Genomic DNA, 13,844 nt, shown 5'->3' with positions numbered 1-13,844 from the left:
GCATCTGTGGATGCTAAATCCTCCGCTTCCCCCATGATCATGTTCCTTGAGCCACGAATGCTGTTCGATGGCGCGGTGGCGGCCACCGTGGCCGATGCCGCTCAGCCCGATAGCCACGCGACGAGCGAGGCTGCCAAGACCACCGATCAGGCCAGCGCCAAAGACAGCAGCAGCGATAGCCATGCGCAGTCGGCTGCGACGGCTGATATCGCCACCACGCCGGCTGCCGTGACAGGCAGCACCGTGGTCTTTGTCGATTCCCGGGTCAAGGATGCCGACAGCCTGCTCGTTGGCGTTGCGCCCGGTGCTCAGGTGGTCATGCTCGACGCCACCAAAGACGGCCTGCAACAGATTGCCGATTACCTGGAGTCCCATCAGGGCGTGAGTTCGGTACAGATCATCGCCCACGGCAACTCGGGTGATCTGTGGCTGGGCAACAGCTACCTGTCGGCTGACAACATTGCCCAGCGCAGTGCCTTGCTGGCCGAGATCGGCAATGACATGGTCGCGGGTGGCGATATTCTGATTTACGCCTGTAATACCGCCGAAGGCGAGCTGGGTCTGAGCTTCGTTGACTCACTGGCAAGCCTTACCGGGCGCGACATTGCAGCATCGACCAACCGCACCGGCGTGGGTGGTGACTGGACGCTGGAAATCGCGACCGGCAGCATCGAAAGCATCGGAGCCTTGTCGCAGCAGGCGATGGACTCTTACCAGTGGGGGCTGGCGACTTTCACCGTTACCTCCAGCAGCAGTACCGGCGCAGGCACCTTGCGTGCAGCCCTGGCCAGCGCCCAGAACGGCGATATCGTAACGTTCTCCAGCAGCATGACGGTTGCGCTTGACGCCCAGTTGGTGGTCAACAGAAACATCACCATCGATGGCGACCTGAACAACGACGGCGTGGCTGATGTCACGCTGGATGGCCAGAACAGGACCAGTGTGATCCGGGTGACCTCCGGCACGACTGCCACCTTTGACGGCCTGATCATTACGCGAGGCCTGGCCAGTACTTCGGGCTCCAATAGCGGTTCAGCGATTGCGGTGGCTGACGCCGTGGGTGGCGGTATCAATAACGCCGGTAACCTCACGCTGCGTAACGTCACCGTGACAGCCAACTCGGCTGCAGGCGGTGGCGGCGGCGGTGGTGTGCTATCCCCGAACGTCGGTGGCGGCGGTGGTGGCGGTGGCGGTATCGGTGGACAGAATGGCGCAACCGGCGGCAGTGCCGGGTCCTATGTCCCTACAGCGCCCTCGGCCAACACAGGCGGTAACGGTGCTGGTTTCAACACGGTTTATATGGGCGGGCGTGGCGGTAATGCGAGCGGTGGCGGTGCCGGTAGCATTGGTTCTTCTGGCTATACCAACGGTGGCGCAGGCGGTACGGCGACTTCTGGCGGACGGACCATCGGCGGCGGCGGTGGCGGTTCAGGCTTTGATGCCACTGGCGGCAGGGGCGGTTCGGCGGTAGGCGGTATCTATAACGCCTCTACGGGCACCCTGGCGATCATTGGTACCTCGACCATCAGCAGCAATATCGGCGCGGGCGGTGGCGGTGGTGGTGGCGGTACCATCGGCGGGAACGGCGGTCGGGGTATCGGTGCCATCTGGAACAAGGGCGCGCTCAATATCACGTCAACCAACAACGCGGCCATGTCAGGTAACGTAGGTGCCAGCGGGGCGGGTGGTCAGGCAACCAGCGGTGGTACAAACGGTACTTCGCCAACGGCGGTCAATAACATCTTCAACGATAGCGGATCGTTGAATGTCAGCTATAGCGCTGACGTGACGTCACCCACCATCTCCAGCATCGTGATTGCCAACCCGTCCCTGAGCTCGGGTAGCACCACGACTGTGACCTTCACGTTCAGCGAGCCGGTCTTCGGCCTGGATATTTCCGAGATCACCGTTCCAAACGGCACCCTGACGGGCCTCACGACCACCAATAACATTACCTGGACGGCCACACTGACAGCGGCCAGCAATATTTCGGATTCTTCCAACGTCATTACCCTGGCCGGCTCGGCCGTGCAGGACTCGGCGGGCAATATTGGCACCGGCACTGGGACTTCCAACAACTACACGGTCGCCGATACCGTGCCCCCGACCGCGACCATTACGGTTGCGGATACGGCCCTGGCCGCTGGCGAAACCTCGCTGGTGACCATCACGTTCAGCGAAGCAGTCGTGGGTTTCACCAACGCTGACCTGAGCGTTGCCAATGGCACCTTGACGGCGGTGTCCTCCAGCGATGGCGGCAGAACCTGGACAGCAACCCTGACGCCGACGGCCAACCTGACCAGCACCGTCAACTCGATTGCCCTGAACATGGCTGGCGTGCAGGATCTGTCTGCCAACCCGGGTTCGGGTACTACCACTTCCAACAACTATGCAATCGACACGTCACGCCCGACCGCAACCATCGTGGTATCTGACTCTACCCTGAGCATCGGTGAAACGTCGGCGGTGACCGTTACCTTCAGTGAAGCAGTGACCGGTTTCACTAACGCTGACCTGACCGTTGCCAACGGCACCCTGAGTACGCTCACCACCAGCAACAACATTGTCTGGACGGGTACTTTCACGCCGTCCGCCAACATCAGCGATACCACCAATCTCATTACCCTGGACAATACCGGTGTCACGGATGCGGCAGGCAATACCGGAGCAGGCACCACTGACTCCAATAACTATGTGGTCGACACTGTTCGTCCGACTGCCACTATCAGTATTTCCGACACCAACATCACCGCAGGTGAAACCCCGCTGGTGACCATCACGTTCAGTGAAGCGGTGACTGGCTTCACCAATGCCGACCTGAGCGTGCCCAATGGCACCTTGAGCACCGTCACCAGCAGTGATGGCGGTATCACATGGACGGGAACCTATACGCCGAACAACAACGTATCCGATACCACCAACCTGATCAGCCTGGATAACGCCGGCTATACAGATCTGGCGGGTAACGCCGGGACCGGTACGACAAACTCGGCCAACTTCACCATCAACACGGTGCGCCCGAGCGGGACGGTCGTTATCTCTGACACCTCTGTAGTGATTGGTGATACCCCGCAAGTGACCTTCACCTTCACAGAAGCCGTAACCGGCTTCAGCAATGCCGACCTGACGGTGGCCAATGGCACCCTGAGTTCGGTCAGCAGCAGTGATGGCGGTGTCACCTGGACAGCGAATTTCACACCGAGCTCGGGCGTGAGTAGCGTCTCCAATGCGATCACTCTGAATCTCTCAGGTGTCGCGAATGCTTCTGGCAACCCGGGTATCGGAACGCTCACGTCCAACAATTACGCCATCGATACCGTACGCCCGACGGCAACCATCGCATTCGCCGACAACGCTCTGCGCATCGGTGAAACCTCGCTGGTGACCTTCACCTTCAGTGAGGCGGTGACCGGCTTTACCAATGCCGACCTGACCGTTGCCAATGGCACCCTGAGCGCTGTCAGCAGCAGCGACGGCGGTATCACCTGGACCACGACTTTTACACCGGCGGCCAACATCACCAGTGCGACCAACATCATCATGCTGAACAACACCGGCGTGGCTGATGCGAATGGCAATACGGGCTCCGGTATCACCAGTTCGGCCAATTACGCGATCGATACCTTGCGTCCGACGGCCAGCATTACAATGGCCGATACCGCCCTTTCGGTCGGTGAAACTTCCCTGGTGACTTTCACCTTCAGTGAAGCGGTGACAGGTTTCACCAATGCCGACCTGACAGTGCCCAATGGCACCTTGAGCTCCGTCAGCAGCAGCGATGGCGGTATTACCTGGACCGCGACCTATACGCCGAATATCAATGTGGCTGACACCACCAACCTGATCAGCCTGAACAACTCGGGCATTGCCGACCTGGCCGGCAATGCCGGCACCGGCATAACCAACTCGGCCAACTTCACCATCGACACCCTGCAGCCGACCGCAACCATTGTGGTCGCTGACAGTGCGCTGAGAGTCGGTGAAACCTCACTGGTGACCATCACCTTCAGCGAAGCGGTGACCGGTTTCACCAATGCCGACCTGAGCGTGGCCAATGGCACCTTGAGTACCGTCAGCAGCAGCGATGGCGGTATCACCTGGACGGCGACTCTGACGCCGACCGCGAACCTGACCGATGCCACCAACCGCATCACGCTGGATAACACGGGCTTTGCCAATGGCTCCGGCAACACCGGCAGCGGTACAACCGACTCCAACAACTATGCCATCGACACTGTGCGTCCGACCTCAACCATCGTGGTTGCCGATAACGCACTGGCCATTGGTGAAACCTCGCTGGTGACCATCACGTTCAGCGAAGCTGTAACGGGCTTCACCAACGCTGACCTTACCGTGGCCAATGGTACCCTGAGCGCCGTCAGCAGCAGCGATGGCGGTATCACCTGGACCGCGACTCTGACACCGACTGCCAACATCACCAGCGCCAGCAATGTCATCACCCTGAACAATGCGGGTGTGACCGACCAGGCAGGTAACGCGGGCACTGGTGTCACGACATCGGGCAACTACGCCATCGACTCTGCGCGCCCGACTGCGAGTATCGTCGTGACGGGCGGCACGCTGATCGCTGGCGACACTCCACTGGTGACCATCACGTTCAGCGAAGCGGTGACCGGTTTCACCAATGCCGACCTGAGCGTGGCCAATGGCACCTTGAGTACCGTCAGCAGCAGCGATGGCGGTATCACCTGGACGGCAATCCTGACGCCGAACATCAATGTTGCCGATACCACCAACCTGATCACCCTGGACAATACCGGCGTGACAGATCTGGCTGGCAACACAGGGACTGGCACGACCAACTCCAACAACTACACCATCGATACTGTGCGTCCGACTGCATCCGTCGTGGTAGCCGACACCGCACTGCGGATCGGTGAAACTTCGTTGGTGACCATTACCTTCAGCGAAGCGGTGAACAGTTTCACCAACGCCGACCTGACAGTGCCCAATGGCACCTTGAGCGCCGTCAGCAGCAGCGATGGCGGTATCACCTGGACGGCCATCCTGACGCCGAACGCCAACGTGAGCGACACCACCAACTGGATCACGGTGGATACCACGGGCGTCGCCAATGCTTCCGGCAACGTCGGCAGCGAATTCCCCAACTCCAACAACTACGCCATCGACACCGTTCGCCCGACCGCAACGATTGTGGTTGCCGACAACGCCCTGGCCATGGGTGAAACCTCGCTGGTGACCATTACGTTCAGCGAGGCGGTGAGCGGTTTCACCAATGCCGATCTCAACGTTGCCAATGGCACCTTGAGCGCGGTCAGCAGCAGCGATGGCGGTGTCACCTGGACCGCAACCCTGACGCCGACTGCCAACCTCACCAGCGCCAGCAATGTCATTACCCTGAACAACGCAGGCGTAACCGATGCGGCTGGCAACGCGGGTACCGGCCTCACGACTTCGGGCAATTACGCTGTCGACTCCGAGCGTCCCACAGCGAGTATCGTGGTGGCAGACAGCTCTCTCGCAGTAGGCGAAACCTCGCTGGTGACCATCACCTTCAGCGAAGCGGTCACCGGTTTCACCAACGCCGATCTGACAGTCCCCAATGGCACCTTGAGCGCGGTCAGCAGCAGCGATGGCGGTATCACCTGGACGGCGACCTTTACACCGGCTGCCAATAGCTCTGACACCAGTAACGTGATCAGCCTGAACAGCGCGGGTGTGACGGATCTGGCTGGCAACGCCGGGACAGGTATCGTCAATTCGGGCAACTTCACCATCGACACCCGGCAGCCGACCGCGACCATCGTGGTAGCAGACAGCGCACTGGCTATCGGTGAAAGCTCCCTGGTGACTATCACCTTCAGCGAAGCTGTAAATGGTTTCACCAACGCCGACCTGACCGTTGCCAATGGCACCTTGAGCGCGGTCAGCAGCAGCGATGGCGGTATCACCTGGACGGCCACCCTGACGCCGACCGCAAACGTGACCGACACCACCAACCTGATCACCCTGGATAACACGGGCATTGCCAATGCTTCCGGCAATATCGGCAGCGGCACGACTGTTTCCAACAACTACGCTATCGATACCGCGCGTCCTACTGCGAGCATTGTGGTTGCCAACAGCACGCTGGGCATCGGTCAAACCTCGCCAGTGACCATCACGTTCAGTGAAGCGGTCACTAACTTCGACCTGTCGGACCTCAGCGTAGCAAGCGGTACTCTGTCGAATCTGGCCAGTAGCGACGGCGGCATTACCTGGACCGCAACCCTGACGCCAACGGCGAATATCAGTGATGCGACCAACTTTGTTGTCATGGACACCAGCAACGTCACGGACCTGGCGGGTAACGCAGGTAGCGGCGTTATCAACTCTGCCAACTACATTGTTGACGGTCAGGCTCCAAGCGTTTCGAGCATTGTGCTTGCCAACCCGAACCTGACCACGGGCCAGACCACTCAGGTGACCTTCACCTTCAGTGAGCGTGTCAGCAACTTCGATCTTTCGGACCTCAGCGTCGCCAACGGCACCCTGTCCAATCTGGCCAGTAACGATGGCGGCCTGACCTGGACCGCGACCCTGACCCCGACAGCCAATACGCAGGCTCCGAGCAACTTCATCACGCTCGACAGCAGCAATGTCTCGGACCTGGCAGGCAATACTGGTATCGGTATTACAAACTCCGGTAGTTACGCGGTCACGACCCTTTCCCAAGGTGGCGATCCGCAGTTCCGGATCACTGATTCGGTGCCTCTGACCAGCCAGCCAAACCTGCCATTGCAGCCAACGCTCTTTGGCCCGCCTACCGGCAACATCGGTTCGCCGCTGAGCTTCGCGCCGCTGTTTGAAGTGCGCACCACAGGCAATGGTCTGCCGCCGGTGGGTAACATCTTCATCAGCAATGGCGCGTTGGCCCCAAGTTTCATTGCACAGGTCTTCAGCTCGAATGAGCTTGGCGGCACGGGTGCCACTGGCGGTTTCCTGGGCTTTGGCAGCGGCGAAGGCGGTGTATTCGGCAACAGCACCTTGTCGACGCTTTTCAATCGCGAGTCCTCCACGGACACCTCGTCGCAACGTGCTTTCGACAGTGGGAGCAGCCGTGGATTGAGCGATTCGTCGCAAGGCATTCGCGGCAGCTTTGGCGCGCTGACCCTGGAGCAACAACTGCAATTGCTCAAAGACGGCGAGCAGAAACAACTGCATGAACTAGCATGGGCTTTGGGGAAAGCCGGTATCAGTGAAGTGCAGGCTTGAAACAGGGTGTGAGTCAGGCGCCGGCAAATCCCGGCGCTTATAAAAAAGAATGTGGTACAGGGGCGGTCGAAGGATGAATAGAAGTCGGAAGTTATTCAGTGTCAGCCTGCTGGCGCTGGTCGTCAGTGGTTGTGCTGTCACCAGCAAGCCAATCGACCGTAGTGTCAGTGAGCAGCGCGCACAAAGCGATCTGCAGGATATGTACAAGAATCAGGAGCCTTTGAGCGGCCCCCTGACTCTGCACCAGGCCATGGCTCGTGCGGTCAAGTACAACCTTGAAGCTCGCCTGAAAATCATGGAAGAAGCCCTGGCCAAGCGTCAGCTCGACCTTGCCAGCTTCGACATGCTGCCGCGCATGGCCCTGTCCGCAGGTTACGCCGGGCGCAGCAACGTCAGCGCGTCGAGCAGTGAAAGTGTCGAAACCGGCACTCAGTCTCTGGAACCTTCGACTTCTCAGGATCGCAGCCGTCGCGTTGCCGACCTCACCATGGTCTGGAACGTCCTCGACTTCGGCGTCAGCTACATCAGCGCCAAGCAGCAGGGCGACCAGCGCCTGATCGTTCAGGAGCGCCGCCGCAAGGTCGTCAACACCATCGTTCAGGACGTGCGCTCGGCCTATTGGCGCGCAGTGGCCGCCGAACGTTTGCTGAAACAGATCGACAGCCTGATGGCCCGCGTCGAGCAGGCTCAGGGCAACAGCCAGAAAATGAGCGCACAGCGCGTCGGCGATCCGGTTCAGGCACTGAGCTACCAGCGCTCGTTGATCCAGGCGACCCGTCAGCTTGAAGAACAGCGCAAAGCGTTGTCCCTGGCCAAGACCGAGCTGGCAACCCTGATCAACCTGCCGCTGGGCAGTGAACTGACCCTGGCGACCCCGGACGATTACTCGATCCCGGAACTCAAAGTCGACATGAGCGTGCTCGAACACGAAGCACTGGCCAGCCGTCCGGAACTGCGCGAGCAGGATTACCAGACCCGCATCAGCTCTGCCGAAACCCGCAAGGCCATGCTGCGCCTGCTGCCGGGCCTGGAATTCTCTGCCGGTGGTCATTACGACAGCAACTCCTTCCTGGTCAATGACAAATGGGCCGACATGGGCGTCAAGGTCACCTGGAACCTGTTCAACGTGATCTCCGCGCCCGCGGCTATCAACGTTGCCAAGGCCGGTGAAGAAGTCGCAGCCGCGCGTCGTCAGGCCATGTCGATTGCCGTACTTGCCCAGCTTTACGTGGCCAACGCCAACTATCGCGAAGCCATGCGTCAGTTCAAGACCAGCCAGCAACTGTCGAACATCGACGGTGAAATCGTCGGTCAACTACGCAACCGCTACAAGGCCGCAGGCATTGGCGAACTTGACCTGATCCAGGGCGAACTCAACACCCTGCAAGCCGACCTGCGCCGTGACCTGGCCTACGCCGACCTGCGTAATGCCTATGGCCAGATCTTCGCCAGTGCCGGGCTTGACCCACTGCCGGAGCAATTGCCTTCGACCGACGTTCAAGTGATCGCAGGTGCCTTGGCATCCCGTGAAAACCAATGGTCGGCGGGTAATATCGCCGAGCCTGTGAAAGCGGCTGAAGTACAGACCAAGTAAGCGGATTCGTGCTTCCGGCCTTTTCCCGCCTGCCTGTAACAGTGGATTTGCCTCTGCTGTTACAGGCGCTCTCGCGTATTGCCGACACGGCCTGGACCGCGCACTTCAATGCCGGTTACTACGAAGGGCAGTGGTCCGGTGTCGCGCTGATTTCCGCTACCGATGCCCTGACCGAATTGTCCTCAGGCGCAGGCGAACCCATCCCCCGAGAGCCATGGCGAACCGACGACCGTTGGGCTGTTGCCCTGCGCGACCTGCCGCTGGATATTCGCAGCGCCCGCTTGCTGCGTCTCGGGCCGGGCAGCCGAATACACGAACACCGCGATTACGACCTCGATGGTCCACAGGCTGATCGTCGTCTGCACATCCCCTTGCTCAGCTCGCCGGACGTGGACTTCATGCTGGACCGCCAGCGTATCCCGATGAATGCGGGCGAGTGCTGGTTTCTCGATCTGGCCCGACCTCACAGTGTCGATAACTGGGGGCAGCAAGAGCGGATTCATCTGGTGCTCGACTGTCGACCCAATGCCTGGCTGGAACAGCAGATCGAAGCCGGTCTGCCAACAACACCGCCAGCCGGTCCTGGCCGAGCGGCCGAAGCCTTTGCGCAATTCAGGGCCTTGCTGGAGCACGAGCCGCTGCTGTGCCACGCCTTGCAGTCCGAACCGGACAGCGAAGCCTTTATTGCCCGGACCCTGGCATTGGGTGCCGAACGTGGCCTGCAATTTGGTCGTGAAGATGTACGCGCTGCGATGCGTCATGGCCGCAACCAGTGGAACCGACAATGGACAGCCTGAAAGACTGGCTGCCGATCCGCATCTGGCAGGAAGCTGAAGAGTGGCGGGTGGACTGGTGCTGGTTTGGCGAGCGAAAACTCGATCAACCCTTCTTTCGCGATGCGGTGGACGAAGCGCTGCGCCTGCCTTTCAACCAGGCGTTCCGCCGCAAAACACCTCTTGCCGTGTTGTGTGAATGGCAGATGCCTGCCGTTGAACCCACAGCGTTCGTTTATCACGCCTCCCGTTGCGGCTCGACCCTGATCGGCCAGATGCTGGCGCAGCTCGACGAAGCGATAGTGATTTCCGAGCCGCCGCCGCTCGATGCACTGCTGCGCGGCACGCTTGACCCCGAAGTGCGCAATGCTGCCTTGCGTGGCCTGCTCGCCGCCTATGGCCAGATCCGACGCGGCACCGAGCAAAAGCTGGTGATCAAACTGGATGCGTGGAACATCGGCGAACTGCCGCTGCTGCGAGAGTGCTTTCCTGACGTGCCGTGGATGTTTGTGTATCGCGAGCCTCTGGAAATTGCCGTCTCCCACATACGCCGTGCAGGCATGCACATGGTGCCCGGCATCATTGGCCCCAGCTCACTGGACGGGGAAAGTCAGGGCAATGTCCGGGAAGACTACATTGCCCAGCGACTGGGCCGGATTCTCGACTTCGGTCTTGAATACTGCCGCGTCTTTGCTGGCCTGCCGGTGAACTACCGGGAACTTCCCGGGGCGATGCAAGGGCACCTGGCGGACTTCTTCGGGCTTGATGCTGCGCAATGCAGCAAGGCGCTGCTGGCGACGGTCCAGCACGCCAAACAACCGGGTCAGGTATTTGTTGCCGACAGCCGGGATAAACATCGCGAGGCCACCGACCTGCTCAAGGACCGGATAGAATGCTGGACCCGCACTTCCTTCGAGGCGCTGGAAGTCTTGCGAGGTGAGCGCAGCCTCAATCGGCAGGCATAAGCTCGATAGCACTACACATTTCCATTATTGGCCTGGGAGCATAATTTCCCGGGCATTGCTGTGAATGCTCAACAGGAAGTCCAGGTATGGCTGCGGGTAAAAGAACATTGTGGGGCGATGTGAAATTCATTGTGCTGGCTGTCATCTTTTTGCTGATAGCCGTACCCGGAAGTTTTGCGGCTTACCGGCTCTTTTGGACCGATGCGACGCTTTGTCTTGCGGAAGGGAAGGTGCTGAGTGATGAAGAGCATCGGCAGCGTTTTCTTGAGCGTCTGGTCAGGCTCAAAGTTGATAATAGTTATATTTATAAAAGACACGATGGTAATACACATCTAAAGGCCGGAATTATATACGAAGGCTGGCGCTATGATTTTATGCGGACTCTCCAGGCTTCAAGAGCCAATACCAAATCGTTTGAAGAAAACTTTGGAGTAAAAATTGTTGCGCCGGTCCGTAATGAGGCCAGGTTTGAGTATCCTCAAGAACCCTTTGTTCTGGTGACCTATTTTTATGGGGGGCAGGGTTCAGCAACGTTTATTGCCTCTCGAGATGTGAAGCTTGTAAACGACCCGAGTGGGTTACTCGAAAAGATCAGTATGTACGACCGGCTTCTTGGTTTTGGGAGCAAATTCTATGAGATTACCGAGAGCGGATTAAATACCGAATGCTGCGGAAGTAAAAAGCACGGCGAAACTGAAGATCAGTACCGGTCCAGGAAGAATTTCGCTTATCAAACGACGATGAATTCGATTTCCAGAGGCTTTACAACTCGCACAGCCGTTACTGCTGCCTCGGGCTGTGGGGATGTGCTGACAGATAAAAATGAGAATGGATTTGATATGCGTCACATGAGGTGGGTGACTTTCAGGGACAGGTGAGGCTATTGCAGGGCAGTCGCGTGATGTCGGCGTGTCATGAGGATGGGATGATTGTCGTTTTCTGGTGCTCATGAGCCGATTATTTTGCTTATTCGGCTCATATGCTGAGCCGAATAGCGCTACTATTCGGCTCACACCCAGAGAATCTTCCCATGAACGAACCCCTGAACTGGATCTGGCAGCACCCGGACTGGCCGCATTTTCGTTGGCAGGCGGAGTCGTTGGCGGTGTTGTTACGTGCGTGTTCCCAAGCTCAGGGTCAGTTGCTGGGCATGCTGAGCGCAGCCGGTACGGATACCAGCGCTCAGACGGAACTGGATGCTTTGCTGCAAAACATCATCACTTCATCGGCTATCGAGGGAGAGCAGCTGAATGTCGGTTCGGTGCGTTCTTCGCTTGCCAAGCGGCTTGGGCTTGAAGGCGGTCAACAGGCCAACCCGCGCAGCGAAGGCCTGGCAGAACTGATGCTCGATGCCACGCAACAACATCAGCCAGCGCTTAGCCTTGAACGGGTATTGCACTGGCATACCTTGTTGTTTCCAGAGCCGCAATCGCTCATGGCTCACACTATTCGAGTGGGAAGCTTGCGAGGCGAAGAGCCCATGCAAGTGGTTTCGGGGCGCATCGATCAACCCACTGTGCATTTTGAAGCACCGCCACGCCAAGGTCTGGAAGCGCAACTGCGGGCATTCCTGAGCTGGTTCAATGCCAGTCGTTCCGATGTCAGCCTTGACCCTCTGTTGCGTGCGGGTCTGGCGCACTTCTGGTTTGTGACGCTTCACCCTTTCGACGATGGCAATGGACGCCTTACTCGGGCCATCACTGATCTGGCGCTGGCTCAGGCGGAAAATCAGTCCATTCGCTTTTACGCCATGTCCGCCAGCATTCTTGCTACTCGCCAGGATTACTACCGCATTCTGGAACGCACCCAGAAGGATGGCCTGGATATCACGTCATGGCTGCAATGGTTTCTCCAGACCTTGCTGCATACCCTGCAACAAGCGATCAAACGTATCGACCGGGTTCTGGCCAAGGCGCGTTTCTGGCAACAGCACCGCGATAAAGGTCTGGCACCTGAGCAAATCAAAGTCCTGAACCGTTTGCTGGATGGAAACCTGCTGGCCGACAAGCCAGGTTTTGAAGAAGGCATCAGCGCCGGGCAATACCAGGCCGTTGCCAAAGTCAGTAAAGCCACGGCCACCCGGCATCTGGCCGACCTGCTGGAAAAAGGCTGTTTGCAGAAGCTGCCGGGAGGCGGGCGGAGTACGCGGTATGAGGTGAGTTGGGGTTAAATGATCAGCCTTTCTCGCGATCAATTGGCGGTGTTTCTCGTTAGGGCGTACTGGTGTCCCCCCAGTTTGTGCCGCTCTTTCAAGGCTCGTGTATCGAACTCAAGGCTATAGATCATCCAGCGAAACTCTCACTCGCTGGTGTTGGCCAAACGCTCGCGAACGGTTGCGAGGAGTGCCTTATCCTCGTCTTTCATCAGAACGGCCTTGAATGGGATTTGCCCGCGCTCAGCTACGTACCGTGCCATCCCACCTGGCCTTCACTGTATCAAGATCGGTAAGACGTCCTGCTTCTGCATCGGCAATTCCTTCTTCTATCTCGCGAAGATAGTCCGCTTATGTTTCCAGGTAGCGCACATGATCTGAATGCATCATGGTTCTGGCGCCCTCAGAAGAACTGAATGGGGTGAAATCTATCAAGAGCAGCCCGCTTTTTTAGGTAGATGTTTATTACCCGCAAGATTGTTATCCACCTCGTTCTGCCTCCGATAGCAAGACGCCTCCCTTTCCCTTGAGTGAAATTTCCGAGAAAATCCTGACCGCTTGCGCCCTGTGATTCGGGTCACTACCCTCCTGCCGTCGCTGCAAAATCAGCGATCAGGTTTGGTAGACCTGAGTTACGTAGGCGCAAGGCGCCACCTTCTGCGAGGCGCTTTTTTACGGCCTGCGTTTTGGTGGCCGTGCGCATGGCGTCTTCGGACGCACCGGGCGCCTACGACCGGTTCTACCAACTTGCGTACGGCCGCCACCCGCCGTTTGGTAGCGAGGGTGACGGCTCCTTAACTTTACGTAGGAGTTATCACCATGCTCAAAGTCACCCCCGACCCACCCGTTATCCCCACCGTCCACTTCATCGCCAACGAAGCCTTGAGCTACGAAGAAGCACTTATCCGTGCTTCCGATCTGTTGCGTTGCGCCATGGCCACGGCATACGAATGCGGCGACAGCCTCAGCGGCTCGCCGCGTGATCTGGCGTTTTCTGTGGTTCATTTGATCGAGATGGCCAATACACTGCTGGAGCGATCGTTGCGGTAGATGGGTTTGTTACACCACTTTCAGGGTAATGATAGGGTTCGCGGTATTGCGTACAGCCCCTTATTCGCTTCCTG

7 protein-coding genes and 1 pseudogene are annotated in these 13,844 nt (G+C 58.6%); 7 read left to right on the top strand and 1 reads right to left on the bottom strand.

Annotation, left to right across the window (positions count from 1 at the left end; all coding sequences use genetic code 11):
- The first annotated feature begins 57 nt into the window (after positions 1-57).
- From K5D32_RS21715 to K5D32_RS21690, 6 genes are all read left to right on the top strand, one after another.
- A complete protein-coding gene (locus K5D32_RS21715) occupies positions 58-7,236 on the top strand; it encodes an Ig-like domain-containing protein (RefSeq protein WP_260407494.1) in 7,179 nt (2,392 codons plus the stop codon).
- Positions 7,237-7,309: 73 nt separating this feature from the next.
- On the top strand, positions 7,310-8,830 hold the full coding sequence (locus K5D32_RS21710; protein WP_221577204.1) for a TolC family protein: 1,521 nt from the start codon (positions 7,310-7,312) through the stop codon (positions 8,828-8,830).
- Positions 8,831-8,838: 8 nt separating this feature from the next.
- Positions 8,839-9,627, top strand: a complete 789-nt coding sequence (locus K5D32_RS21705) for an aspartyl/asparaginyl beta-hydroxylase domain-containing protein (RefSeq protein ID WP_311775794.1) — start codon at positions 8,839-8,841, stop codon at positions 9,625-9,627.
- Complete coding sequence (locus K5D32_RS21700) at positions 9,615-10,568, top strand: sulfotransferase family protein (RefSeq protein WP_221601790.1); 954 nt, start codon at positions 9,615-9,617, stop codon at positions 10,566-10,568. Before K5D32_RS21705 ends, K5D32_RS21700 begins: the two co-directional genes overlap by 13 nt.
- Positions 10,569-10,654: 86 nt before the next feature.
- On the top strand, positions 10,655-11,446 hold the full coding sequence (locus K5D32_RS21695) for a hypothetical protein (protein WP_260407493.1): 792 nt from the start codon (positions 10,655-10,657) through the stop codon (positions 11,444-11,446).
- Between the two features lie 152 nt (positions 11,447-11,598).
- Entirely contained in the window at positions 11,599-12,738 is a 1,140-nt protein-coding gene (locus K5D32_RS21690) for a Fic family protein (protein WP_221601789.1), read from the top strand.
- A 105-nt stretch (positions 12,739-12,843) separates the two neighbouring features.
- Here K5D32_RS21690 and K5D32_RS21685 read toward each other — a convergent pair.
- Positions 12,844-12,977, bottom strand: a pseudogene (locus tag K5D32_RS21685) (type II toxin-antitoxin system RelB/DinJ family antitoxin); the annotation flags it as partial.
- A gap of 562 nt (positions 12,978-13,539) precedes the next feature.
- Between K5D32_RS21685 and K5D32_RS21680 the strand changes: the two are divergent.
- The gene (locus K5D32_RS21680; protein WP_221593577.1) at positions 13,540-13,770 is read left to right on the top strand and encodes a DUF6124 family protein; all 231 of its coding nucleotides are present in this window, start codon (positions 13,540-13,542) and stop codon (positions 13,768-13,770) included.
- The last annotated feature ends 74 nt before the right edge of the window (positions 13,771-13,844 follow it).

The organism is Pseudomonas cichorii, from assembly GCF_019719005.1.
Classification (GTDB): Bacteria; Pseudomonadota; Gammaproteobacteria; order Pseudomonadales; family Pseudomonadaceae; genus Aquipseudomonas; species Aquipseudomonas cichorii_E.
This window is presented reverse-complemented; position numbering and strand designations above follow the sequence as displayed.